General features: G+C 71.8%; 25 protein-coding genes. 17 read left to right on the top strand and 8 right to left on the bottom strand.

All coding sequences use genetic code 11. From position 1 onward, the window contains the following. Window positions 1-7: 7 nt before the first annotated feature. Window positions 8-298 (bottom strand): helix-turn-helix transcriptional regulator, encoded by a 291-nt coding sequence (locus ACFPLC_RS31450; protein WP_191316210.1) that lies wholly within the window; start codon window positions 296-298, stop codon window positions 8-10. Window positions 299-480: 182 nt separating this feature from the next. Here ACFPLC_RS31450 and ACFPLC_RS31445 point away from each other — a divergent pair, with 182 nt between their 5' ends. From ACFPLC_RS31445 to ACFPLC_RS31435, 3 genes are all read left to right on the top strand, one after another. Further along, window positions 481-1,404, top strand: a complete 924-nt coding sequence (locus ACFPLC_RS31445) for a TerC family protein (protein ID WP_378190096.1) — start codon at window positions 481-483, stop codon at window positions 1,402-1,404. A gap of 2 nt (window positions 1,405-1,406) precedes the next feature. Continuing rightward, window positions 1,407-1,778, top strand: coding sequence for a bacteriophage spanin2 family protein (locus ACFPLC_RS31440; RefSeq protein ID WP_378190094.1), 372 nt, complete (start codon window positions 1,407-1,409; stop codon window positions 1,776-1,778). Between the two features lie 107 nt (window positions 1,779-1,885). Next, window positions 1,886-2,524: a DedA family protein gene (locus tag ACFPLC_RS31435; RefSeq protein WP_378190092.1), complete on the top strand. Its 639-nt coding sequence runs from the start codon at window positions 1,886-1,888 to the stop codon at window positions 2,522-2,524. An 8-nt stretch (window positions 2,525-2,532) separates the two neighbouring features. Here ACFPLC_RS31435 and ACFPLC_RS31430 read toward each other — a convergent pair whose 3' ends face one another. From ACFPLC_RS31430 to ACFPLC_RS31410, 5 genes are all read right to left on the bottom strand, one after another. Further along, window positions 2,533-3,495, bottom strand: a complete 963-nt coding sequence (locus tag ACFPLC_RS31430; RefSeq protein ID WP_378190287.1) for an RNA polymerase subunit sigma-70 — start codon at window positions 3,493-3,495, stop codon at window positions 2,533-2,535. Beyond that, a complete protein-coding gene (locus tag ACFPLC_RS31425; RefSeq protein ID WP_378190090.1) occupies window positions 3,492-4,052 on the bottom strand; it encodes a maleylpyruvate isomerase family mycothiol-dependent enzyme in 561 nt (186 codons plus the stop codon). Before ACFPLC_RS31425 ends, ACFPLC_RS31430 begins: the two co-directional genes overlap by 4 nt. Before the next feature lie 56 nt (window positions 4,053-4,108). After that, the gene (locus ACFPLC_RS31420) at window positions 4,109-4,891 is read right to left on the bottom strand and encodes an isocitrate lyase/PEP mutase family protein (protein WP_378190088.1); all 783 of its coding nucleotides are present in this window, start codon (window positions 4,889-4,891) and stop codon (window positions 4,109-4,111) included. Further along, window positions 4,884-6,305 (bottom strand): DHA2 family efflux MFS transporter permease subunit, encoded by a 1,422-nt coding sequence (locus tag ACFPLC_RS31415; protein ID WP_378190086.1) that lies wholly within the window; start codon window positions 6,303-6,305, stop codon window positions 4,884-4,886. Before ACFPLC_RS31415 ends, ACFPLC_RS31420 begins: the two co-directional genes overlap by 8 nt. A gap of 90 nt (window positions 6,306-6,395) precedes the next feature. Beyond that, the gene (locus ACFPLC_RS31410; protein WP_378190085.1) at window positions 6,396-7,346 is read right to left on the bottom strand and encodes a helix-turn-helix transcriptional regulator; all 951 of its coding nucleotides are present in this window, start codon (window positions 7,344-7,346) and stop codon (window positions 6,396-6,398) included. Between the two features lie 62 nt (window positions 7,347-7,408). Between ACFPLC_RS31410 and ACFPLC_RS31405 the strand changes: the two genes are divergently transcribed. From ACFPLC_RS31405 to ACFPLC_RS31390, 4 genes are all read left to right on the top strand, one after another. Next, window positions 7,409-8,530 (top strand): epoxide hydrolase family protein, encoded by a 1,122-nt coding sequence (locus ACFPLC_RS31405; protein WP_378190082.1) that lies wholly within the window; start codon window positions 7,409-7,411, stop codon window positions 8,528-8,530. Then, entirely contained in the window at window positions 8,527-9,069 is a 543-nt protein-coding gene (locus ACFPLC_RS31400) for a cysteine hydrolase family protein (RefSeq protein WP_378190080.1), read from the top strand. Before ACFPLC_RS31405 ends, ACFPLC_RS31400 begins: the two co-directional genes overlap by 4 nt. Window positions 9,070-9,192: 123 nt before the next feature. Beyond that, the gene (locus ACFPLC_RS31395; protein ID WP_378190078.1) at window positions 9,193-9,708 is read left to right on the top strand and encodes an RNA polymerase sigma factor; all 516 of its coding nucleotides are present in this window, start codon (window positions 9,193-9,195) and stop codon (window positions 9,706-9,708) included. Between the two features lie 11 nt (window positions 9,709-9,719). Beyond that, window positions 9,720-10,175 (top strand): peroxiredoxin family protein, encoded by a 456-nt coding sequence (locus ACFPLC_RS31390; RefSeq protein WP_378190076.1) that lies wholly within the window; start codon window positions 9,720-9,722, stop codon window positions 10,173-10,175. Between the two features lie 23 nt (window positions 10,176-10,198). Here the strand turns inward: ACFPLC_RS31390 and ACFPLC_RS31385 are convergent, their stop codons facing one another. Further along, window positions 10,199-11,038: an LLM class F420-dependent oxidoreductase gene (locus ACFPLC_RS31385; RefSeq protein WP_378190074.1), complete on the bottom strand. Its 840-nt coding sequence runs from the start codon at window positions 11,036-11,038 to the stop codon at window positions 10,199-10,201. Window positions 11,039-11,110: 72 nt separating this feature from the next. Here ACFPLC_RS31385 and ligA point away from each other — a divergent pair, with 72 nt between their 5' ends. The 10 genes from ligA to ACFPLC_RS31335 all read left to right on the top strand — a co-directional run bounded on the left by ligA (window position 11,111) and on the right by ACFPLC_RS31335 (window position 22,614). Then, complete coding sequence (gene ligA, locus ACFPLC_RS31380; protein ID WP_378190072.1) at window positions 11,111-13,102, top strand: NAD-dependent DNA ligase LigA; 1,992 nt, start codon at window positions 11,111-11,113, stop codon at window positions 13,100-13,102. 102 nt (window positions 13,103-13,204) lie between these two features. After that, entirely contained in the window at window positions 13,205-13,645 is a 441-nt protein-coding gene (locus tag ACFPLC_RS31375) for a hypothetical protein (RefSeq protein ID WP_191317211.1), read from the top strand. 416 nt (window positions 13,646-14,061) lie between these two features. Further along, window positions 14,062-14,823, top strand: coding sequence for a 3-oxoacyl-ACP reductase FabG (gene fabG / locus ACFPLC_RS31370; RefSeq protein WP_191316895.1), 762 nt, complete (start codon window positions 14,062-14,064; stop codon window positions 14,821-14,823). A gap of 5 nt (window positions 14,824-14,828) precedes the next feature. After that, window positions 14,829-15,281, top strand: coding sequence for a MaoC family dehydratase (locus tag ACFPLC_RS31365; RefSeq protein ID WP_378190069.1), 453 nt, complete (start codon window positions 14,829-14,831; stop codon window positions 15,279-15,281). 205 nt (window positions 15,282-15,486) lie between these two features. Beyond that, window positions 15,487-16,503, top strand: a complete 1,017-nt coding sequence (locus ACFPLC_RS31360; RefSeq protein ID WP_378190068.1) for a phosphotransferase family protein — start codon at window positions 15,487-15,489, stop codon at window positions 16,501-16,503. After that, window positions 16,504-17,727 (top strand): acyl-CoA dehydrogenase family protein, encoded by a 1,224-nt coding sequence (locus tag ACFPLC_RS31355; protein ID WP_378190066.1) that lies wholly within the window; start codon window positions 16,504-16,506, stop codon window positions 17,725-17,727. It begins immediately after the preceding gene. After that, entirely contained in the window at window positions 17,724-18,908 is a 1,185-nt protein-coding gene (locus ACFPLC_RS31350; RefSeq protein ID WP_378190064.1) for an acyl-CoA dehydrogenase family protein, read from the top strand. Before ACFPLC_RS31355 ends, ACFPLC_RS31350 begins: the two co-directional genes overlap by 4 nt. After that, window positions 18,905-19,999: an acyl-CoA dehydrogenase family protein gene (locus tag ACFPLC_RS31345; RefSeq protein ID WP_378190061.1), complete on the top strand. Its 1,095-nt coding sequence runs from the start codon at window positions 18,905-18,907 to the stop codon at window positions 19,997-19,999. Before ACFPLC_RS31350 ends, ACFPLC_RS31345 begins: the two co-directional genes overlap by 4 nt. A 98-nt stretch (window positions 20,000-20,097) precedes the next feature. Further along, the gene (locus ACFPLC_RS31340; protein WP_378190059.1) at window positions 20,098-21,597 is read left to right on the top strand and encodes a hypothetical protein; all 1,500 of its coding nucleotides are present in this window, start codon (window positions 20,098-20,100) and stop codon (window positions 21,595-21,597) included. 138 nt (window positions 21,598-21,735) lie between these two features. Next, window positions 21,736-22,614 carry an alpha/beta fold hydrolase gene (locus ACFPLC_RS31335; RefSeq protein WP_378190056.1) on the top strand — a complete coding sequence of 293 codons (879 nt, stop codon included), beginning with the start codon at window positions 21,736-21,738 and terminating at the stop codon, window positions 22,612-22,614. Here ACFPLC_RS31335 and ACFPLC_RS31330 read toward each other — a convergent pair. After that, window positions 22,611-24,113 carry a NaeI family type II restriction endonuclease gene (locus ACFPLC_RS31330; RefSeq protein WP_378190055.1) on the bottom strand — a complete coding sequence of 501 codons (1,503 nt, stop codon included), beginning with the start codon at window positions 24,111-24,113 and terminating at the stop codon, window positions 22,611-22,613. The genes ACFPLC_RS31335 and ACFPLC_RS31330 overlap by 4 nt on opposite strands. Window positions 24,114-24,140: the final 27 nt, after the last annotated feature.

The raw sequence follows: 24,140 nt of genomic DNA, 5'->3' as shown, positions 1-24,140 counted from the left end.
CCGGGTTTCAGGCCGGGGTCGCGGGTTCCACCCCGAGCGCGGCGACCAGGTCGGCCACCCGGTGGTGCGCCTCCAGCGGGTGCCGGAGCCGGCCTTCCGGGTGGATCTTGTAGTGGTTGCGCCGCCCGACGCGCTCGCGCTCCAGGTAGCCCTCGGCGATCAGGTCGGCGAGGATGAGCTGCACGCCGCGCTCGGTGATCCCGACCCGCTCGGCGATGTCGTGCAGCGTCCGGTCCGGATCCGCGGCCACGCAGAGCAGAACGTGCGCGTGGTTGCTGAGGAACGTCCACGAAGCCATACCGGCCACAGTAGACGTCCGAACTTGACAGACGAAGTGCAGTTCGTCATTCTGGAGGCACGGAGGGGAGTACCCGCCCGGTCCGGCATCGTCAGTCCGGCTGCCCGTGCAGCCCGGTGCCGGCGTCACCTACGGGTGATCGGGGAGACCTCTGGTTCGCCACCGAACCAGAGGAGTCTGTCGTGACCGTCCCGATCTGGGCCTGGGCCGCCGTGCTCGGCGTGATCCTGCTCATGCTCGCCGTCGACCTGCTCGCCCACCGGCGGGCGCACGTCGTCGGCGTCCGCGAAGCCCTCGCATGGTCCGCGGTGTGGGTTGCGCTCGGGCTCGCCTTCGGCGCCGTCATCTGGTGGGTCTGGGGCGCCGAGTTCGCGGGCCAGTACTTCGCCGGCTACGTCATCGAGAAATCCCTCGCGGTCGACAACGTCTTCGTCTTCGCGATCATCTTCGGCTACTTCGCGGTCCCCCGCGAGTACCAGCACCGCGTCCTGTTCTACGGCGTGCTCGGCGCGCTGGTGTTCCGGGCGGTGTTCATCGCCGCGGGCTCGGTCCTGATCGCGAGCTTCGCGTGGATCCTCTACGTGTTCGGCGCTTTCCTGGTCCTCACCGGGATCCGGATGGCGCTGCACCGGGACGAGACCGTCGACTACGAGAACAACGCGGTGCTGCGGGTGTTCCGACGGCTCGTCCCGGCCACCGACCGGTTCCACGGCAAGAAGTTCTTCGTGCGCGAAGCCGGCCGCCGGGTGGCCACGCCGCTGCTCACCGTCCTCGTGCTGATCGAGGTCTCCGACGTCGTGTTCGCCGTCGACTCCATCCCGGCGATCTTCGCGGTCACGCAGGAGCCGTTCCTCGTGTTCACGTCGAACGCGTTCGCGATCCTGGGCCTGCGGGCGATGTACTTCCTGCTCGCCGACCTGATGCACCGGTTCGTCTACCTCAAGCTCGGCCTGGCCGCGGTGCTGGTCTGGGTCGGCGTGAAGATGCTGCTGCTGGACGTCTGGAAGATCCCGACGGCCCTTTCCCTCGGCGTGGTCGGCGCGATCCTCGCGACCGCGGTCACCGCCAGCCTGCTCCGCACCTCGGCTGTCTCCCGGAAGGAATGACCATGCGCCTGACAACGACGATCGTCGCCGGAGGCCTCGTGCTGGCCCTCACCGGCTGCGGGGTGGCCGAGACGGCGGGGCAGGTAAGCAACGCCGCCTCGACGGCCGCGGTCTGCGCGGACGCGGTCCGGATCGCCACGGCGAACCCGGACCTGACCAACCCGCAGGCGGCCGCCGACAAGGCCCACGCGGCCGCGGACGAGCTGACCGGCCTGGCCTCGAAAGCCGCGAACACCACGGCGGCCGACGCGATCAACGGCCTGGCGAAGACGTTGCGCGAGACGACGGTCGACGACCTGGTGCAGACGCCGGCGGACTGGCTGAAGAAGAAGGCCGACCACGTGACGGCCCTGACCCAGGCCTGCGCCGGCTGACCACTCCCCCGTCACCCGCCGCCGCCCCCTCGTGAGTGAGAAACAGGGTTAGAACACTGTTTCTCACTCACGAGAGCCGCGGCAGACCACTCACAGCGAAGGACCTCATGACCGTCTCCATTGCGTCACCCGGGGAACTCACCGGGGTGGCCGGGTGGGCCGTCGGGCTCATGGAGTCCCTCGGCGGGCCCGGCGCCGCTCTGGTCGTCGGGCTCGACAACCTCTTCCCGCCGATGCCGAGTGAACTGGTGCTCCCGCTCGCCGGGTTCGCCGCCGGGCGCGGGACGTTCGGCCTCGGTGCCGCCCTGTTCTGGACCACGCGCGGCTCGGTGGCCGGCGCCGTGGTCGTCTACCTCGCCGGCGCGCTGCTGGGGCACGACCGGATGCGCCGGCTGGCCGGCCGGATTCCGCTTCTCGGGACCGCCGACTTCGACCGCACTTCGGCCTGGTTCGCCCGGCACGGCGGCAAAGCGGTCTTCTTCGGCCGGATGATCCCGGTCTTCCGCAGCCTCGTCTCCGTTCCGGCCGGGGTCGAACGGATGCCGTTCGGGCGGTTTCTCCTCTTCACCACCGCGGGCAGCCTGATCTGGAACACCGCCTTCGTCGTCGCGGGCTACCTGCTCGGCGAGAACTGGCCGCTGGTCGAGCGGTACGCCGGGTTCTTCCAGTACGCCGTCCTGGCGGCCGTCACCGTCGCCATCGGACTGTTCGTGGTCCGGCGGCTCAAGGCGCGCAAGGCCGGTTAGCGGCTCGCTCACCGGAGCAAAGCAGGCAGCCCGGCCGCCGTGACGAGCGCCGGGTCGTGGAACTTGACCGCCCGGGAGAAGCGGCCGGCGGTCACCGTGAACACCCACAGCCCGTCGGCGCGCCGGACCCCGGATGCGTCGAGGCGGTAGCTGCCCGCGGCGGGCTGGCCGTTCGCGCGAGTGGGCAGCAGCCGGGCGGCCCCGCCGGGGGCGGAGAACGCGCGTTCCAGGAACGGCAGGCACACGCCGACGCCCCGGAACCAGACCGGGTGCGGCACGGCTTCGAGGCTGAAGTCGTCCTGGATCACCGCGCGCAGCGCCGCGGTGTCCTCGGCCTCGAAGGCGGCGATGTAGCGGTCGAGCAGCGCCCGCTCGTCCGGTTCCGGCACCCGGGTGTCCGGGTCCAGTTCGTCGAGCCGGACGCGGGCCCGCTGCAGGAGGCTCTTCACCGCCGGCACGCTGATGCCGAGGACGTCGGCGATTTCGGCGGCCGACCACGACAGGACTTCGCGCAGCAGGAAGGCCGCGCGCTGCCGGGGCGGCAGGTGCTGCAGCGCGGCGACCAGCGCGAGCCGGACCGACTCGCGCCGCACGACGACCTCCTCCGGATCGCCGAGCACGGCGTCGGGCAGCGGCCCGAGCCACGCGATCGAATCGTCCGCGAAGACGCGCGTGCCGGGGTCGTCCGACGGCGCCCCGAGCCCGGCGGGCAGCACCCGGCGGCTGCGGTGGTTCAGCTCGGTGAGGCAGGTGTTGGTGGCGATCCGGTAGAGCCACGTCTTCAGCGAGGACCGCCCCTCGAAGGCGGCCACGCCCCGGGCGGCCTTGAGGTAGGTCTCCTGGACGACGTCTTCGGCGTCCTGGTAGGACCCGGTCATCCGGTAGCAGTGCGCGACCAGTGCCGGGCGCAGCGAGCCGAACTCGTCCCGCAGCCGCTCCTCGGAAGACACCCCACGCTCCTCGTTCGTCATGGACATCGTCGATCATCCCTCCCGAGGGCGGCCAGCAGCCGCCGGCCGGGACCGCACCCCGGCGGGGTGGCGATGGGCTCGGCGAACAAGCCCCGGCGGATGCCGCCGTCGAGCACCGACGGCAGCTCGGCGAGCAGCCGGGTGGCGAGCTCGTCGGGGATGGCCCTGGCCCGGTCGACGTCCCAGCCGTGGACGGCGGCTTCGAGCGCACCCACGACGATCAGCCGGTGGCACGGCAGTGGCAGCCCGTCGACGGCGACCGCGCGGCGGCCGCGCAGGCCGGCCACCGCGGCCGTGAGCGCGGCGGCCGCCCGGCCGAGGTCGCGCCGGAGGGTCCCGGCGGTGACCGGTCCGGTTCGCGGCGGCGCGGCCGGCGGAACGGCTCCGGAGGCGAGGGAAGCGGCGACGCAGCGAAGGGACTCCGTGAGGTGCTCGAGGGTGTCGGCGACGGTCCAGCCGTCGCAGGCCGAGGGACGCCCGAGATCGGCGAGCCCCACCTCGCCCGCCGCCGCGACGGCGTGGCCGAGCGCGGCGGCGAGCATCGGCTCATCACGCACCGGACGCCCCCTCCCCCTCCTCGCCGCGGCCGCGGTCGTGAGTGGAAAACAGTGTTCTAACACTCTTTTTCACTCACGACCCCGGTGGCCGGGAGCAGGGCCGCAGCGCGCCGCAGCTCTTCGAGCCCGCTGCGCAGCGCCGCCCGGCCCGCTCGGTAGAACCGCGGCCCGAAGGACACCCTGGCGACCCCCAGCGACGCCAGGGTGTCCAAGTCCAGTTCCGCGCCCGTGTTGCCATTGACCGGCCCGGGCACGCCCTCGACCACCTTCGCGAGGTCGGCCGCGCTCGAAATCCCGATCGGGTACACACAATCCGCCCCGGCCTCGCGGTAGCGGCGGCCGCGGCGGATCGCCTCGGCCGTCCGCTCCGGTCCCGCAAGCCCGCTCGGCGGCAGGAAAGTGTCGATCCGCGCGTTGATCACCAGCGCATCGCCGGCCGCCGCGCGGACCGCGGCCAGCCGGTCCGCCTGGGCCGCCGCGTCGGCCAGTCCCCCGGCGCGGTGGTCGGTGTCCTCGAGGTTGCAGCCCGCCGCCCCGGCGGCCAGCAGCTCGGCCACCAGCTGCTCCGGCTCGAGGCCGTAGCCCGCTTCGGCGTCCATCGTCACCGGAACCGGCACCGCGCGGGCGATCCGCGCCACCGCGGCGAACATCTCGCGCCACGGCGCCCGTTCGCCGTCTTCGTACCCCAGCGCGTCGGCGACCGCGGCGCTGGACGTCGCCACGACCGGGAACCCGGCCGCCACGACGAGTGAGGCGCTCTCCTCGTCCCACGCGTTCGGCAGCACCAGCAGCTTCCCGTGGTGCAGCTCGCGCAGCAGATCGGCGTTCCGGTCAGACATCGCTCGGCTCCTTCGTCGCACGGCGGGGAACGAGGGAACCGGCCAGCGCGCCCGCCGCGCCCAGGACGGCACTGACCACGGAGGCCGCCGCGAACCCGGCGGAGAACTCCGCACTCGACGCGTAGCTGCCGGTCAAGGAGAACCCGGCGACCAGGAGCGCGACGCCGAACGCCCCGCCGAGCTGCCGCAGCGCGCTGAAGGCGCCGGAAGCCTTGCCGAGCAACCGCGGCGCGACCGACGTCAGCACCGCGCTCTGGGCCGCGGGCAGGCACATCGCGATCCCGGTGCCGGACAGCACCAGCGGCACGGCGATCACCCAGTAGCCGATCGCGGGCCCCGCGACCATGGCGATCCAGAGCATGGCGAGGGCGTGCAGCCCCAGCCCGCCCACGATGAAGGGCCGTTCGCCGAACCGGCCGACCAGCCGGCCCGCCAGCTGCGGGACGACCGTCGTCGTCAGCCCCCACGGCACCAGGCCCAGCCCGGCCGCCAGTGGCCCGTACCCCAGCCCTTCCTGCAGGAACTGGGCCATGAAGAACACCGCGCCCAGCGCCGAGGCCCAGTGGAAGAAGATCACGGCGTTGCCGGCGGCGAACCGGCGGGAGCGGAACAGGTGCAGCGGCAGCATCGGGTGCGCGGCGCGCCGCTGCCACGCCACGAACGCACCGAGCGCCACCAGGCCGGCCACCAGCGGCCCCAGCACGGCCACGCTGGTCCAGCCGGCCGAGTTGCCCTGGACCAGTCCCCACACCACCCCGAAGGAGCCGGCACCGGCCAGCACCAGGCCCGGGACGTCGAGCGCCGGGTCCGGGCCGTGGCTCTCCTCGATCCGGGTCAGCGCGAAGTACGCCAGCGCGGCCCCGATCGGGACGTTGATCCAGAAGATCCACGGCCAGGAGATGCCTTCGACGACCGCGCCGCCGAGCAGCGGCCCGAGGGGCACCGCCACCCCGCTGACGCTCGCGAACACCCCGAGCGCCTTCGGCCGCAGCTCCGCCGGGAAGGCGGCCCCGAGCAGGGCGAGCGCGAGCGGCATGACGAACGCGGCCCCGGCGCCCTGCAGCACCCGCCCGGCGATCAGGACTTCCACCCCAGGCGCGACCGCGCAGAGGAGCGACGCCGCCGCGAACAGCGTCACCCCGGCCGCGAAGACCCGGCGCCGTCCCCAGCGGTCCCCGGCCGCCGCCGCCGTCATGAGCAGGACGGCGAAGCTCAGGCCGTAGGCGTTGACCGTCCATTCGAGCTCGGCGACCGACGCGCCGAGGTCGCTCTTGATCGCCGTCAGCGCGGTCGCCACGACCAGCGCGTCGAGCACGACCATCAGCGACGCGACCGAGGTGATGACCAGCACCCATCTTCGCCGGGCGGGTCCCGCGGCCGGGGCCACCGGCGTGGGTGAAGTCCTGGTGCGCACTCGTGTCTCCTTGCCTCCGTCACCGGCGCCTGCGCCGCTTCCGGAGACTTGGACCCCGCGCGGTCCCCGGAGGAATCGGTGTTCCTCCGGTCAATCGACCGCTTCACCCAGCCTGGCCGCCAGCCCCCGGACGTGCTCGACGAGCTCCGGCGGCTCGTGCACCCGGAAGCCGAACCCTGTACCGGCGATGTAGATCGCCAGCTCGTCGAGGGAGTCGGAGCCGGCGCGCAGGGTGCAGCTGTGCTCGTCGATCGGCTCGATCGCCGCGGTGGTGGGGCTGAACCGCTCGGCCGCGGTCCCGGCGCTCACGTGCAGGGTGAACCGGCCCTGGTAGCGGTAGGCCGACGTCGAGATCGCCCGTGAGGTGTAGCCGCCGAGATCGGGGTCGGGCGGGGTGCGCGGGGTGAACCGGGGCCCGGTGGGCGTGCGCGGGTCGAGGCGGTCGACGCGGTAGGTGCGCCAGTCTTCGCGGTCGACGTCCCAGCCGATGAGGTACCACCGGCGTCCGGTGTGCACCAGCCGGTGCGGCTCGGTGGTGCGGACGCTTTCGGTGCCGTCGTGGGCGCGATAGCCGAAGCGCAGCCGCATTGCATCGCGGACGGCGGCGGCGATGGCGGTCAGGGTGTCCGGGTCGGCGGTGGGGCCGGTGTTGGCCAGCGGCACCGTCGCCGACCGCAGGGCGTTGATCCGGTGCCGCAGCCGCGACGGCAGCACCTGCTCGAGCTTGGCCAGAGCCCGCACCGACGTCTCCTCGATGCCGGTGATCGAGCCACCCGCGGCCGTGCGCAGGCCCATCGCGACGGCGACGGCCTCGTCGTCGTCGAGCAGCAGCGGCGGCAGGTCCGCGCCGGCGCCCAGCCGGTAGCCGGCGGTGCCCGCGGTGGCGAGCACCGGGTAGCCGAGCGCACGCAGCCGTTCGATGTCGCGGCGGACGGTCCGCGGGGTGACCTCCAGGCGTTCGGCCAGTTCCGCTCCCGACCGGTCGCGCCGGGTCTGCAGGAGCGAGAGCAGCCGCAGCAGTCGTGCCGAGGTGTCCGCCATGCCGCCATTCTGCCCTTCACTTAGGACCGAAACCGACCTAATCGGCTTCTAGGGTCGAAGACATGCAGACGAACGAAGCGATCCGGCCCTTCACCATCGACGTCCCCCAGGCCGACCTGGACGACCTGCGCGACCGGCTCACCCGAACCCGCTGGGGCGCGGACCTGCCCGGGGCGGGCTGGAGCCGCGGGGTGCCGGTGGGCTACCTCAAGGAGCTGGCCGGATACTGGCGCGACGGCTACGACTGGCGTGCCCACGAGCGGAAGCTGAACGCGGTTCCGCAGTTCGTCACCGAGATCGACGGGCAGGACATCCACTTCCTGCACGTCCGCTCCGCCGAGCCGGACGCCCTGCCGCTGCTGCTGATCCACGGCTGGCCCGGGTCGATCGTGGAGTTCCTGAACGTCATCGGCCCGCTGAGCGAGACGTTCCACCTGGTGATCCCTTCGATCCCCGGCACGGCCTTCTCCGGGCCGACCCGCGAGGCCGGCTGGGACACCGGCCGGATCACCCGGGCCTTCGCCGTGCTGATGGACCGGCTCGGCTACGACCGCTACGGCGTCCAGGGCGGCGACACGGGCGCGGTCGTCGGCCCGGGGCTCGGCCGGCTCAACCCGGAGAAAGTCGTCGGCGTGCACGCCAACGGGCTCTGCGCGTTCGGCGCACCGGATGCGGGCGCCGAGCTGACGGACGCCGAAACGGCCCGGCTGCAGCACTTCGAGTACCTGCGGACCGAGGGGGCCGGGTACGTGGCGCTGCAGACGACCCGGCCGCAGACGCTGGCGCACGGGCTGCACGATTCGCCGGTGGCGCAGCTGGCCTGGATCGTGGAGAAGTTCAAGGAGTGGACCGACCCGGCGGCCGAGCTGCCGGAGGACGCGGTGGACCGGGACCTGTTGCTCACCAACGTGATGCTCTACTGGCTGACCGGCACGGGTGGTTCGTCGGCCAACTGCTACTACGAGACCGCGCACGCGGGCGCGTGGGGCGCGAGCGAGCGCTCCGGAGTGCCGACCGGGGTCGCGGTGTTCCCGCTGGACCTGTCGATCCGCAGCGCCCTCGACCGCGAGCACACGATCGTGCACTGGTCGGAGTTCTCCCGCGGCGGCCACTTCGCGGCGATGGAGGCGCCGGACCTGCTGGTCGCCGACGTCCGGGAGTTCTTCGGCAAACTGGGGCGATGAGCGAAGCGTTGATCGTCGGAGACCTGCAGCGGGGCATCACCGGCCGGTTCGAGTTCACGCGCCGGGTGCTGGCGCCGGTCGGCGAGCTGCTGCCGCGGGCCAGGGCCGCCGGGGCGCTGGTGGTGCACGTCCAGACGGCGTTCCGGGTCAACCGCGCGGACCTCCCGCCGGACGACGCGCTGTTCGCCGCGTTCTTCGAGGCGGCGGACGTGTTCCACGAGGGCTCGCCGGGCATCGAGCCGGCCCTGCCGGTGCTCCCGGAGGACGTGGTGGTGCGCAAGCGGCGGGCGAGCGCGTTCGCGGGCACGGATCTCGACCTCGTGCTCCGGGCGCGCGGCGTGGACGCGGTGACGCTCACGGGCGTGGCGACGAGCGCGATGGTCGCCGCGACCGCGTACGACGCCGCCGACCGCGGCTACCGCGTCTCGGTGCTGGCGGACGGGTGCGCCGACGAGGACCCCGAGGTGCACGCGTTCTTCGTGGAGCGGGTCTTCCCCAGCCGCGGCTTCCAGGTCCGCGACTGCGCCGGCTGGGGCTGAGCCGCGCCGGCGATCGGACCGGTGGAACCACAGACAGGATCCCCAAGCCCGCACCGGTGGTGAATCCTTTCGGGCGGCCACCCCCTCTTATGCCGTGTGGTCACCTCGAAAGGAGCAGAACCGATGGGTTGGGTGAGCGAGCACCTCGTCGAAGCGGCCGTGGGTGGCGACCTCGAGTCGATCACCGCGGTCGTCCACGGCGCCCACCCGCACGTCCGCCGCTTCGCCGCCCACCTCTGCGCCTCACCGCAGGACGCCGAGGACGCGGCACAGGAAGCGCTCATCGTCCTCTACCGCAAGATCGGCACCCTCCGGGCCTCGGCCGCCCTGGCCTCCTGGATGTTCCGGATCGTCCGCAACGAATGCCTCCGCCGCGCCCGGCACCTCCTCGAGGACGCCGCCGACCCCGGGCTCGCCGCGTCGGCCGAAGACGAGGTCCTCAAGCGGCTCGAAGCCGAGCGCGTCGCCGAAGCCATCAGCGCGCTGCCCGACGTCCAGCGCCGCGTGCTCGTCATGCGCGACGTCCTCGGCCACCCGGGCCGGGCGGTCGCCGACGCGCTCGGCCTGAGCACCGCGGCCATGAAGTCCCACCTGCACCGAGCCCGGGCCGCGGTCCGGCTCCGGCTGCACACCGCCTGAAAGGAATCCCCGTGCTCGAAACCGGATCGCCCGCGCCGCAACTGGTGCTGGAAGACACCGACGGCCGGCCCGTCCGCCTCCCCGGCGACCACGCCGTCCTGCTCTACTTCATGCGGTCGACGACGTGCCCGGTCTGCCGGCGGCACGTCCGCGCCCTCGCGGAGGACGCCACCCTGGCGGCGGCCGGCGTCCGGGTGCTGATCGCCGTCCCCGAAGACCGCGAGACGGCGGCCGCGTGGCGGGCGAAGCACGAAATCCCGTTCCCGGTCGTCACCGGCCGCCGGGGCACGCCGCACGAGCTGGTCGGGCTGAGCCGGGCCGTCTTCGGTGCGCTGCAGCGGTCCGGCAGCATCCTCGTCGACGCACGGGGGGTGGTCCGCCACGCGCACAGCGCCACCCTGCCGACCGGCAGCTACGACCGGGCGGGCATCGCCGCGGCCGTCGCGGCGCTGGGCGCGCCGGCCTGACACACCAGGTCGGCGCGGCGGGGTCAGCGCAGCGGCTCGAGCGCCTTCGCCAGCGGCTCCAGCACGGCCGGGGTGTGCGGCGGCGGCAGGTACACGATCGCCAGGTCGAGGCCCGCTTCCCCGAGCGCCTCGGCCTCGGCGGCGACCTTCGCGTAGTCGAGGTCCGGGCCGAGCCGGACGTGCGAGGACAGCGTGATCTCGGCCGGGTCGCGGCCGATGTCCGCGCAGTGGCGATGCAGGACGTCACGCTTGCGGGCGAACTCCTCGGGCGAGCCGCCGACGAAGTTCCAGTGCTGGGCGTACTTCGCGGTCGTGCGCAGGGTGCGCTTCTCGCCGCTGCCGCCGATGCAGATCGGCGGGTGCGGCTTCTGGACGCCCTTCGGCTCGCAGCGGGCGTCGGTCAGCCGGTAGTGCTCGCCGTGGAACGTCGTGGTCTCCTGCGTCAGCAGCCCGACGAGGACTTCGCAGGCTTCTTCGAACCGGTCGCTGCGCGCCTTGATCGAGCCGAGCTCCATGCCGTACGCGCCGGATTCCTCTTCGTTCCAGCCGGCGCCGACGCCGATCTCGAGCCGGCCGCCGGAAACGATGTCGAGCGTCGCCGCCATGTTCGCCAGCAGCGCCGGGTGGCGGTAGTGGATCCCGCTGACCAGCGTGCCCAGCCGCAGCCGCCGGGTGGCCTGCGCCAGCGCGGTCAGCGTCACCCACCCTTCCAGGCAGGGACCGGTCGAATCGGAAAAGATCGGGTAGAAGTGGTCGAAGGTCCAGCCGGACTCGAACAGCTCGATCTCGTCCGCGGCCCGCCAGACGGCGAGCATGTCGGCCCATTCGGTGTTCTGGAGCGAGGTCTTGAAGGCGAATCGCATGATCTTGATCGTAACCCTGGAGTTCATCCAGGCTGCGGGGTTTTGTCGGGGGTGCCCGGTAACGTCCTTCCCGTGAACGCTCAGGAACGCATCCAGGAACTCGCCGACCGCATCACGGTGCTGCGCGACGCCTACTACCGGGGTTCGCCGCTGGTGGCCGACGCGGAGTACGACACGGTCGAAGACGAGCTGCGGAGCCTGATCGAGGCGCACCCGGAACACACACCCGACCCGAACCCGCTCGACCAGGTCGGCGCGCCCGCGGTGCTGCACGCGCCGATCCGGCACTCGCGGCCGATGCTGTCGCTGGAGAAGGCGACCAAACCCGAGCAGGTCGAGGCGTTCTTCGACCGCTTCCCCGGCCAGCCGGTGGTCGTCATGCCGAAGCTGGACGGGCTGTCGCTGGCCGTCGTCTACGAAAACGGGCGCCTGGCCCGGGCGGTCACCCGCGGCGACGGCACGACCGGCGACGACGTCACGATGCTGGTGCGCGCCCTGACCGACGGGATCCCGGAGCAGGTCGAGGCGCCGGGCCGGGTCGAGGTCCGCGGCGAGGCGGTGATGCTGCGTTCCACCTTCGCCGCCTACAACACCGCCCACCCGGACAAGCCGCTGATCAACCCGCGCAACGCCGCCGCCGGCACCCTGCGCGCGAAGGACCCGGCCACCGTGGCCGAGCGGCGGCTGCGGTTCTTCGCCTTCGACCTGCACACCGAGCCCGACGGCGCGGAGACCGACCTGGGCAGCGCGCTGCACTCGCTCGGCTTCACCGCGGCCGACATGCGGCGCTGCGCCGACGCCGCCGCGGCACAGGAGGTGATCGGCGAGATCGAACAGCGGCGCAACGAGCTGGACTACGACCTCGACGGCGCCGTCCTGCGGCTGGCGAGCCGGAACGCGTACGCGGCGGCCGGCACCCGGTCGAGCTCACCGCGCGGCGCGCTGGCGTTCAAGTTCGCGGCCGAGGAGAAGACCACCGTGCTGTCCGATGTGGTCTGGGACGTCGGCAAGACGGGCAAGATCGCGCCGGTTGCCTGGCTGGAGCCGGTGTTCGTCGGCGGCGGCACGGTCACCCGCGCGACGCTGGCCAACCAGGAGGTGATCCGCGCCCGCGGCATCAAGATCGGCGACACCGTGCTGGTGCGCCGCGCCGGCGACGTGATCCCGTTCGTGGCCGGCGTGCTCGACGCCTCGAAGCGCACGGGCGCCGAGCGGGAGATCGTCCCGCCGGACGCGTGCCCGTCGTGCGGGCAGCCGCTGACCGAGCAGGGCAACAGCCGGGAACTGTTCTGCACCAACGTGTCCTGCCCGGCCCAGACCGTGCGGCGGCTGATCCACTGGGCGTCGCGGGCGGCGGCGGACATCGACGCCATCGGCGGCGTCTGGATCGAACGGCTGGCCGAGGCGGGAATCCTGGAGCACCCCTCCGACTTCTACGGGCTGACGAAGGAAAAGCTGCTCGAGTTCGACCGCATCGGCGAGGTCTCGGCCACGCGGATGATCGAGTCGATCGACGCAAGCCGGGCGGTCGGCCTGCGCCGGGCGCTGATCGGGCTGGCGATCCCGATGGCGTCCGAAGGCACGGCCGCCCGCCTGTGCCGGGCCGGGTTCGGCTCCCTGGAAGACGTCGCGGAAGCGGGTGTCGACGGGCTCGTGGCCGTGGAGGACATCGGGCCCAAGGTCGCCGCGTCGCTGATCGAGCACCTCACCCGGCTGCGCCCTGAGCTCGAGCGGCTGCGGGAGGCGGGTGTTTCGCTGGACGTGCGCGAGGAGGACCTCCCGCCGGTCGTCGCGGCGGGCGCGCCGCTGGCGGGCAAGACGGTGGTGGTCACCGGCGCGATCAGCGACCCCCGCTCCGGCGAGAAGGTTCCCCGCCCGACGTTCCAGCGGCTCTGCGAGCGGGCGGGCGCGACCACGGCCACGTCGGTTTCGGCGAGCACGGACCTGCTCATCACCGGCGCGGACGTCGGGGCGAGCAAGCTGACGAAGGCCGAGAAGCACGGCGTCGAGGTCGTCGACCAGGGAGAGATCTGGCAGCAGCTGATCTCGGCGGGCATTGTGTAGCCGAACCGGTGTCTCGCTTCCCGGACGCGGGTCACCCAGTCGTGAAAACCAGCCAGGCGCGACACTGAGCGTGAGTACCCGACTTCGTCCGAAGGGACCGCGATGACCACGTCCGACCTGATGGCCGCCCGCCAGCTCGGGGTGCACGAGTTCCTCACCGCCCGAGGCTGGCTCCTCGACGGCGACAGCGACCCCGCGAAAGTGTGGTTCGCCAACGACGTCCACGCGGGCTGGCACTACCCCGAGACCTACGGCGGCCGGTACATCAACGACGTCGGCGACACCACCCCGGTGCGGTTGCAGAGCTACTTCACGTTCGGCAACGAGGGTGAAGAGGTGTTCGCCATCGTGCCGGCGGGCAACCTGCGCGGCAGCGGCTGCGCCGAGCACGACACCCAGGAACAGTTCTTCCCGCTGACCGCCGCCAACGGCGTGGATCTCGAGGAGATCGCCGCGGTGCTCGACACGCTCGAGCCGCGCGCACAGTCGCTGGACCCCCGCGAGCTGATCGAGTGCCGCTACTTCGGCCCCTGCGGGCGGTGACCCGGCGCCCCGGACGCCTGCACGCATGCGTCGTCGCCGACGCCGCCCGCGCTCCCTGCCCACCCCAAGCGAGGGCGAGGGCGAGGCGCGGCAGGAGCACCACGGGCACCCACACCGCCGCACCCCCGACCCAAAGCGCCGTCGTCACAATCGGGCTTCGGGGTGGCGGCGCGGCAACTCCGCTGGGCCGCGGATCTGGAGAGTCGGCGCCGATTCCCCGCCCGGACGTGTGACGTTGGCCACCGCCGCCTCAGGCCGATGGCGGCTTCCTCGGCAAACCGGGCCGGGCGAAGCGCAACGACGGAAATCTGCGTACGTTGACCTCGAAAACCGGGCCGCGGCCCGTATCGTCTGTGACCAACCGCTTAGTAGGCTCGCGGGCACGAGCCCGCTTCTCAACGACGAGGAGGTCCCCCGTGACCGATTCCCCTTCCCGCGTCGCCGTGGTCACCGGTGCCGGCCGTGGCATCGGCGCCGCCGTGGCGGCGAGGCTGGCCGATGACGGCTTCGCCGTCGGGCTGCTCGACCTGGACGAGACCGGTGTCAAGCAGGGCGCCGAGGCCATCGTCGCCCGGGGCGGCAAGGCCGTCGGCGTCGCCCTCGACGTCAGCAACGCCGAGCAGGTCGAAGCGGCCGTCGCCCAGGTCGCCGCCGAGCTGGGGCCGCCGGTCGTGCTGGTCAACAACGCCGGCATCACGCGCGACAACCTGATCTTCAAGATGACCGAGCAGGAGTGGGACTCCGTGCTCGACGTGCACCTCAAGGGTTCCTTCCTGATGACCCGCGCGGTGCAGAAGCACATGACCGAGCAGAAGTACGGCCGGATCGTCAACCTGTCGAGCACCTCGGCGCTGGGCAACCGCGGCCAGGTCAACTACTCCGCCGCCAAGGCCGGCATGCAGGGGTTCACCAAGACCCTCGCCATCGAGCTGGGCAAGTTCAACGTCACCGCCAATGCGATCGCGCCGGGCTTCATCGCCACCGACATGACCGCGGCGACCGCCGAGCGGCTCGGCATGAGCTTCGAGGACTTCAAGGCGGCGGCCGCGTCGCAGATCCCGGTGCAGCGCGTCGGCACGCCCGAGGACATCGCGAACCTGGCGTCGTACCTGGTCAGCGAGGGCGCCGGGTTCGTCTCGGGCCAGGTCATCTACGTCGCCGGCGGACCGAAGGACTGAGGCCGATGCGGGAGTTCGAGAACCTCGACAGTTTCGCGGCCGCGGCCGGCGAACACCTCGGGTACAGCGAGTGGCTGACGGTCACCCAGGAGCGCGTGAACCAGTTCGCCGACGCCACCGACGACCACCAGTGGATCCACGTGGACCAGCCCCGGGCGACCGCGGGCCCGTTCGGCGGCACCATCGCGCACGGCTTCCTGACGCTGTCGCTGCTGTCGGCGTTCGGCCCGAAGATCTACCGGGTCAACGGGATCACGATGGGCATCAACTACGGCCTCAACAAGGTCCGCTTCCCGCAGCCGGTGAAGGTCGGCTCGAAGGTGCGTGCCGGGGCCGAGCTGGTGGAGATCACCGACATCCCGGGCGGCAAACAGGCGGTGTCGCGATGGACCATCGAGATCGACGGCGAAGCGAAGCCCGCTTGCGTCGCCGAATGGGTCACCCGCTTCCTCGCGTGACCCCATGCAACTTTCCCTGTGAAAGTGACGCCGCGAGGCCCCCGAAGCGGCACTTTCCCTATGAAAGTGCCGCTTCCCGGCCCGGCCCGGCCCTGTACGACATACCGACTAGTCGGTATGCTCTCCGGAGCAGTGTTGTCCGGGGCTTCGCCCCGAGCCGGGGGCTCCGCCACCCGGACCCCCGGAAGATTGGTGAGGAGGCCGCATGAACCCGCCAGGACTCGACCTGGGCCGCCTGCGCGCGCACCTGGACGCGCAGCGGCCCGGCCTGGTCGCCGGGGAGCTGACCGCGGACGTCGTTGAGGGCGGCCGGTCGAACCTCACCTACGTGGTGGGCGACGGCCGGTCGCGCTGGGTGGTGCGCCGCCCGCCGCTCGGGCACGTGCTGCCGACGGCGCACGACATGGGCCGCGAGTTCCGGGTGATCTCCGGCCTGCGCGACACCGCCGTGCCGGTGCCCGAAGCGCTGCTGCTGTGCGAGGACGCCGACGTCGTCGGCGCGCCCTTCTACGTGATGAGCTTCGTCGAGGGCACGCCCTACCGGACCGCCGGCGAGCTGGCGAAGCTCGGGGAACAACGCACCCGGGCGATGGCCGACGCGCTGGTCGACACGCTCGTGGACCTGCACGCGGTCGACCCGGCGGCCGTCGGGCTGGGCGACTTCGGCCGCCCGGACGGCTTCCTGGAACGGCAGCTGCGGCGGTGGAAGAAGCAGCTGGACGCCTCCCGCAGCCGTGACCTCCCCGGCGTCGACGAGCTGCACGACCGGCTCGCGGCGGCGGTGCCGGTGTCCGGGAAGCCGTCGATCATCCACGGCGACTACCGGCTGGACAACGTCCTGGTCGACGGAGACGACCGGATTTCCGCGGTGCTCGACTGGGAGATGTCGACGCTGGGCGACCCGCTGACCGACCTCGCGCTGCTGGTGGCCTACGCCGAGCGCGACAAGGTGTCGCTGCCGTTCGTGTCCAACGCCAGCTCGGCACCGGGCTACCCGGGGACCGACGAGGTCGTCGCCCGCTACGCCGAGCTGTCCGGCCGGGATGTCTCCCAGCTGAACTGGTACGTCAGCTTCGCGTTCTTCAAGCTGGCCGTGATCCTGGAAGGCATCTACTACCGCTTCAGCCAGGGCCAGACGGTCGGGGCGGGCTTCGAAGGCGTCGGCGCCGGGGTCGCGCCGCTCGTCGCGCACGGCAACGAGATTCTCAAAGAGGAGAAGTAAATGGACTTCGCGTTCGACGAGAAGACCGAGGAGCTGCGCGGGAAGCTCCTCGAGTTCATGGACTCGCACATCTACCCCGCCGAGCCGGTGTTCGAGCAGCAGCTCGCCGAACGCGACGACCCGTGGGCCATCCCGCCGGTCGTCGAGGAGCTCAAGGCCGAGGCCCGCAAGCGCGGCCTGTGGAACTTCTTCCTCCCCGGCGACCACGGCGCGGGCCTGACCAACCTGCAGTACGCGCCCCTGGCCGAGATCACCGGCCGCAGCATCCGGCTGGCGCCGACCGCGCTCAACTGCGCCGCGCCGGACACCGGGAACATGGAAGTGCTGGCCATGTTCGGCAACGAGCAGCAGCAGAAGCAGTGGCTGGAACCGCTGCTGAACGGCGAGATCCGCTCGGCGTTCGCGATGACCGAGCCGGACGTCGCCTCCTCCGACGCCCGCAACATCGAGACGGCCATCCGGCGCGACGGCGACGAGTACGTCGTCAACGGCCGCAAGTGGTACATCTCCGGCGCGATGAACCCGGCCTGCAAGATCTTCATCGTGATGGGCAAGACCGATCCCGAAGCCGCGCCCCACAAGCAGCAGAGCATGATCCTGGTCCCCCGCGACGCACCCGGTGTCACGGTCAAGCGCGGCATGCACGTCTTCGGTTACGACGACAGCGACCACGGCGGCCACGCCGAGGTGCTCTTCGAGGACGTCCGCGTGCCGGTCGAGAACCTCATCGCCGGTGAGGGTGACGGCTTCGCGATCGCCCAGGCCCGCCTCGGGCCCGGCCGCATCCACCACTGCATGCGCGCCATCGGCATGGCCGAGCGGGCGCTGGAGCTGATGTGCCGCCGCGCGATCTCGCGGGAGGCGTTCGGCAAGCCGATCGCCCAGCAGGGGGTGGTGCAGGACTGGATCGCCGAGTCCCGGGTCAAGATCGAGCAGCAGCGCCTGCTGGTGCTCAAGACCGCCTGGCTGATGGACACCGTCGGCAACCAGGGCGCGCACACCGAGATCCAGGCGATCAAGATCTCCACCCCGAGCACCGTCGAGTGGATCCTCGACAAGGCCGTGCAGGTGCACGGCGCGGGCGGCGTCAGCCAGGACTTCCCGCTGGCCGCGATGTGGGCCGGGAACCGCACGCTGCGCCTGGCCGACGGGCCGGACGAGGTCCACAAGCGCTCGCTGGCCCGGCGCGAACTGAAGAAGTACCTCTCGGAGGGCGCGAAGTGACTGTCACCGCCGAAGACCTGACCCGCCAAGCCACCGAGTTCCTGGCCTCGCACGACCCCGCGTCGACCGACCGGCTGGAGTTCCTGCGGGCCCGGTTCGACGCCGGGCTCGCCTGGATCCACTTCCCCGCCGGGCTCGGCGGGCAGAACGCGCCGCGCGCGCTGCAGTCCGTGGTGGACAAGGTGTTCACCGACGCGGGCGCGCCCGACAACAACCCGCGCCGGATCGGCATCGGCCTCGGCATGGCCGCGCCGACCATCCTCGCCTTCGGCACGCCGGAGCAGCGCGAGCGCTTCCTGCGTCCACTGTGGACCGGTGAGGAGGTGTGGTGCCAGCTGTTCTCCGAGCCGGGCGCCGGCTCCGACCTCGCCGCGCTCGGCACCCGCGCCGTCCGCGACGGCGACGACTGGATCGTCACCGGCCAGAAGGTGTGGACGTCCGGCGCGCACGAGTCGCAGTGGGCGATCCTGGTCACCCGCACCGACCCGGACGTGCCCAAGCACCAGGGCATGACGTACTTCCTGTGCGACATGACCGCTCCCGGCGTCGAGGTCCGGCCGCTGCGCCAGATCACCGGCGAGGCCGAGTTCAACGAGGTCTTCCTGACCGACGTCCGGATTCCCGACACCCAGCGCCTCGGCGCGGTCGGTGAAGGCTGGAAGGTCGCGCAGACCACGCTGATGAACGAGCGCGTCGCGATCGGCGGGCACGTCCAGCCGCGCGAGGGCGGCCTGATCGGGATCGTCGCGAAGACCTGGCGCGAGCGGCCCGAGCTGCGCACGCCGGAGCTGCGCGACCGCCTGGTGAAGCACTGGGTCGAGGCGGAAACGCTGCGGCTGGCCGGCACCCGGCTGCGCCAGCAGCTCGCGGTCGGCGCGCCCGGTCCGGAAGGATCGGCGATGAAGGTCGCCTTCTCCGAGCTCAACCAGGCGCTGACCGGCCTGGAAGTCGAGCTGCTCGGCGAAGAGGGCCTGGCCTACGACGACTGGACGTTCCGGCGCCCGGCGATCGTCGACTTCACCGGCCGCGAAGCCGGTTACCGCTACCTGCGCGCGAAGGGCAACTCCATCGAGGGCGGCACCTCGGAGGTCCTGCGCAACATCATCGCCGAACGCGTGCTGGGCCTGCCCTCGGAGCCGCGCGTCGACAAGGACGTCGCCTGGAAGGACCTCCCACGATGACCGACTTGCTCTATTCCGACGTCGAAGAGGACCTGCGGGCCTCGGTCCGGGACTTGCTCAAGGCCAAGGCCGGCGCCGAAGCGCTGCTGGCGCGGGTGGAGACGGCCGAGCCGTACGACCTGAAGCTGTGGCGCACGCTGGCCGACGAGGTCGGTGTGGCCGGGCTGGCGGTACCGGAGGAGCTGGGCGGCCACGGCGCGTCGGCCCGCGAGGTCGCCGTCGTCGCCGAGGAGCTGGGCCGCAGTGTCGCCCCGGTGCCGTTCCTCGGCAGCGTGGTGCTGGCGACGACGGCGCTGGTGCACGCCGGTGCCCGCGACTTCGTCGGCAAGCTGGCGGCGGGCCAGGCGATCGGTGCGCTGGCCGTGCCGCTGTCGACGGCGCCGGGGGCGGGTTTCCCTTCGTCGGTGACGGCTTCCCCGGAGGGAAAGCTCTCCGGGCGGGTCGGCACGGTCGCCGACGCGTCGGTGGCCGACCTGCTGGTCGTCCCGGCCGCCGGCCCGGACGGCCCCGCGCTGTACGTCGTCTCGGCGGCCGACGCGACGGTGACCGAACTGGTGTCGTTCGACCTGACGCGGCGGGTGGCCGACGTGGTGCTTTCGGAGGCTCCGGCCACCTTGGTCGCCTCGGGCCCGGAGGCCGCGGCCGCGCTGGAGCAGGCGCTGCTGTTCGGCGCGGGCATCCTCGCGTCGGAGCAGACCGGCGTCGCCGAGTGGGCGCTCACCGAGACGGTGACCTACCTCAAGGGCCGGTACCAGTTCGGCCGTCCGGTCGGCGGGTTCCAGTCGCTCAAGCACCGGCTGGCGAACCTGTACACGGACCTGGTCCTGGCCCGCGCGGCGGCCCGCAACGCCGCGGACGCGCTGGCCACTGGCACCGACGTGCCGATCTCGGTGGCGGTGGCGCAGGCCCGCAACGCGCCGATCGCGGTGCGCGCGACGGAGGAGGCCATCCAGCTGCACGGCGGCATCGGGATGACGTGGGAGCACCCGGCCCACCTGTACCTGAAGCGGGCGAAGGCGGACGAGATCGCCCTCGGCACCCCGGGACGCCACCGGGCCCGGCTCGCGGAGCTGATCGACCTTCCTGCCTGACGTTCCCTGGAAACGGCCCGTTCGCCATGCGGACGGGCCGTTTCCGCAACTCCTTCGGCCGTGCCGGGCGGTGCACCGGCTGCCGTACGCTGGCTCCCATGGCGCAGGCCATCCAGATGCACCTCAACCAGGCTCTGATGCGCATTCCCCGGCGCGCCGAAAGCGCGGACCGTTCGACATTGGCCGCCACCTACGTCGCCGCCGGATCGTTTTCCGCGATGATCAATTCGGCCGACCACCAGATCCTGTTCGGCCGCCGCGGCACCGGCAAGACGCACGCGCTGCTCCACCTGCAGGACCTGGCCGAGGGCACCGGGGACATCCCGGTCTACCTGGATCTGCGGACGATCGGCTCCACCGGCGGCCTGTACGCCAGCACCGCGCTGAGCCCCACCCAGCGCGGCACGCAATTGCTGGTGGACACCCTCGAAGCCGTCCACGACCGGCTTTTCGCCTTCGCCGTCGACGGCGATTTCCCGGACGCGTTGCTGCGCGGCCTCGACGCGCTGGTGTCCGCGGCCACCGAAGTGGAAGTCATCGGCGAAATCGAACAGGAGCAGACTTTCGGCGACGCCGTGGAACGGGAATGCTCGGCGGAATTGTCGATGACGTCGCAAGGCGGAGTTCGGGCTTCCGCGCGGCGCAAGACGTCGGCGACGGCGTCGGACCGCCGCAAGCGCACCGGCGTCGAGCAGCACCGCGTGTTGTTCGGCCCGCTGAGCCGGGCCGTGCAGGCCATCGCGGACGCCGTCCGGCCGGCCCGGCTCTGGCTGCTGCTCGACGAGTGGAGCAGCGTGCCGCTCGACCTGCAGCCGTTCCTGGCGGACCTGCTGCGCCGCAGCGTCCTGCCGGCGCGCGGGGTCACGGTGAAGATCGCCGCGATCGAGCACCGCGCGCGCTTCTTCGTCCCGCTCGAGGACGACTACCTGGGCATCGAGGTCGGCTCGGACGCGGCGTCCGCCGTCAGCCTCGACGACGCCCTGGTCTTCGACCAGTCGCCGGCGGCGGCCCAGGCGTTCTTCCGGGCGCTGTTCGCCAGCCACGTCCGGCCGGTCCTCACCGCGATGCTGCCGGCGGCGGTGCCCGGCGACTTCGTCGACGCGGCCTTCCACGGCGGCGCGTTCCCCGAGCTGGTCCGGGCCGCGGAGGGCGTCCCGCGCGACGCGATCAACATCGCGGCCCTGGCCGCCCAGCAGGCGCACGACCGGCGGATCACCCTCGCGCACGTGCGCCGGGCGGCCCGGGACTGGTACCTGCGCGACAAGCAGTCCGTGATCAGCCGCGACGCCGACGCCGACCGGGTGCTGGGCCTGCTGGTCGACGAGGTCGTCGGCCGGCGCCGCTGCCGGACGTTCCTGCTGCCGGCCCGGGATCGCCCGCCGACGATCGACACGCTGTGCGACGCACGGCTGCTCCACATCCTCCGGCGCGGCGTCGTCGACCCGCGCCGCCCGGGGCGGCTGTACGACGGGTACGCCATCGACTACGGCTGCTACGTCACCCTGCTCGGCGACACGGCCGCGAAGCACCTCCCGGCCGACGTCTTCACGTTCGACAAGGCCGTGGTGGACCTCGGGCGGCTGGACGAAAATTCATGAAGATCCTTCAGTTTCCCGGAGAATCTTTGCTCACCTGAGCGAAAATTTTGTGAGCCAGGCCACTTCACGGGCAAAAGGGTGACAAAAATGCCCTTCTTCCCATGGTTCTCGTCGACTCCCGGATCTAACCTGTGCGCCATGGAAACAGCCGTCGCGTCGGCCGACGCCGGTGCGCTGGAGCGAGTGACCGTCACCGTCGGCGATCACCACCACAGCGCGCTCGCGGCCGGGCCCACCTCGGGCGAGCTGGTCCTGCTGCTGCACGGCTGGCCCGAGTTCGCCGACTCCTGGACCGAGCAGCTGCACGCCCTCGGCGAGGCGGGTTACCGCGCGTTGGCCGTCGACCAGCGCGGCTACGCAGCAGGCGCGCGCCCCGAGGGCGTCGAGCACTACACACTCGACCACCTGGTCGGCGACGCCCTCGCCTTCGCCGACAGCCAGGGAGCCGACCGCTTCCACCTGGTCGCCCGCGACTGGGGCGGCATGGTGGCCTGGGTACTGGCGGCGGCCCACCCCCACCGCCTCAGATCACTGACGGTGCTCTCGACCCCCCACCCGGCGGCCCTCCAGCGCGCGATGGCCACCGACGACGGCCAGTCCCACGACCTGGGTTACATCCGGTTCTTCCGCCGCGAGGCCGGCAAGGCCGAGAAATACCTCTTACGGGACGAAGCCGCGCAATTACGGGCTGTTTACAGCCGCCGCACTCCGAAAGCCGTCGTCGAAGGCACGGTGACCCGCCTTTCCGAACCGGGCGCCCTGACGGCGACGTTGAATTGGTACCGCGGAGCGACGAACGACGAGTTCGACATCCCGGCGGGCCGCATCAAGGTCCCGACGCTGTACCTGTGGGGCCGCGAGGACCCGTACCTCGGCCAGAGCGCGGCGGAGCAGACGGTCCACCACATCGACGCGGAGTACCGCTTCCAGATCATCGAGGGCGCGAGCCAGTGGATGGCGATGGAGCTGCCCGACGAGGTGAGTGCCCTGCTGCTGGACCACTTTCAGCGCCACTAGATCGAGGGAAGCTCCTCGACGGGGTCGTCCGGACCGGCGAGAACCCAGTCGTCGCCGCCGAGCGAAATGCTCGGCACGTCTTCGTGGTCGTCGCGGCGGCGAGTCAGGCGGACGCTCATCCATTCCCCCTTCCCGAGTGCCGGCAGTCCGAGCGTGGCGCTGATTCCGAATTCGCGGTCCCCGAGCAGCAACAGGCCTTCCCTGGACAGCTGCCTCCGGGCGTCTCGGACTCGCTTGACCCCGTCGGCCTGCATCGCCACGGCGCACAGGGAAGCGCGATCCACCTTGCGGCCACGGACTCGGCGGAACAACTCGTTCACCCGCGCCTGCCCGCCGGCCTGTTCGAAGATCGCGGCCACATCGTCGGCCGGTGTCTGGAGCAGCGCGTTTTCCGGCAGAGCACCGTCGCGTACTAGGTACCGGATCGAGGCTCGTCCGGCGGCACTGATCGTCGTCTTGCCGTCCTTGTTCCGGCCCGGGTTGAGCGCGTCCGGGGTCAGGCGAAGAAGTCCCACACTGAACGTCGATCGCTGATCGTCGGCCGTGACCAGCAGAACCAACGGCGAGGCCGCCTCTTCGCGCACCGTCCAGGTCCCGCGGAGGGAGAACTTGAAATCGACTCCGACCGACCCGATCCGGAGGTCGGACCGCTCGACGGGCGGCAGGTCGAATTCCCTGCTCAGCTCGACCAGGATGACCGTCGAGAGATGCGTCCTTTCCGTCCTGTGCAGCTGTTCCGGGCTGTATCGACCGGTGCGGGTGCCGTCGTAGAGCAGGTCGAACGCACGGCGGAGGACCGCACCGAACCTCGTCCCCTCGGGGTCGAGGCGGCGTAGCTCGCGCTCGACCAGATCCATTTCGGGGTCGCTGCGCGGCTCGATGTGGGCGGTCGCCGCGGCCAGTTGTCCCTTCAGCGTGCGGATCTCGTTCCGCGCCGAGGAAAGCTCGGCGGCGACAGCACGACGCTCCCGCTCCGCCACGGCCAGCTCCTCGAGAGCCCGGGACAGCTCGCCGTTGTCCCGCGGTTCCTCGACCTGCGGTTCTGTCTTCGCCCGGAAGAGCTCCTCCTGCAACGCGATCACGCCTCGCTGCGCTTCGGCCAGCTGGGTCAGGTGCACCCGGCAGTCGTCCAAGCCGGGTGACGGCGGGGCTGGTGCGACCGGTGCGACCTGGCTCGTGCGGGCCCGGGACAGCAGCAGGTCCGCCCTTTCCCGCTCGGCGGCCAGTCGTCCGGGCGGGGCACAGACCTCGACGATCGCTTTGACCAGGTGCCCCGCGTTCACCAGGCCCTCGCCCCGGAGCCGCTTGTAGATCGTCGCCACGGCGGGAATCGGCGCCGGACGGGGGAAGTGCGCCTCGGTGAACCGCGCACGGGCCTGCTCGACCGTCAGCCCGGCTTCGTCGAGCATGGTCCGCAGGAAGCCGGCCAGCTCGGCAACTTCCGCCGCACCGGCGGGAACACTGCGAGGCCGGCCGCCCGCTCGTCTGCCTGTGGTCACGAGATCAGCGTACAGGTTTTCGCGAAC

This window comes from Amycolatopsis plumensis (assembly GCF_042652605.1).
Taxonomy (GTDB): domain Bacteria; phylum Actinomycetota; class Actinomycetes; order Mycobacteriales; family Pseudonocardiaceae; genus Amycolatopsis; species Amycolatopsis plumensis.
This window is presented reverse-complemented; position numbering and strand designations above follow the sequence as displayed.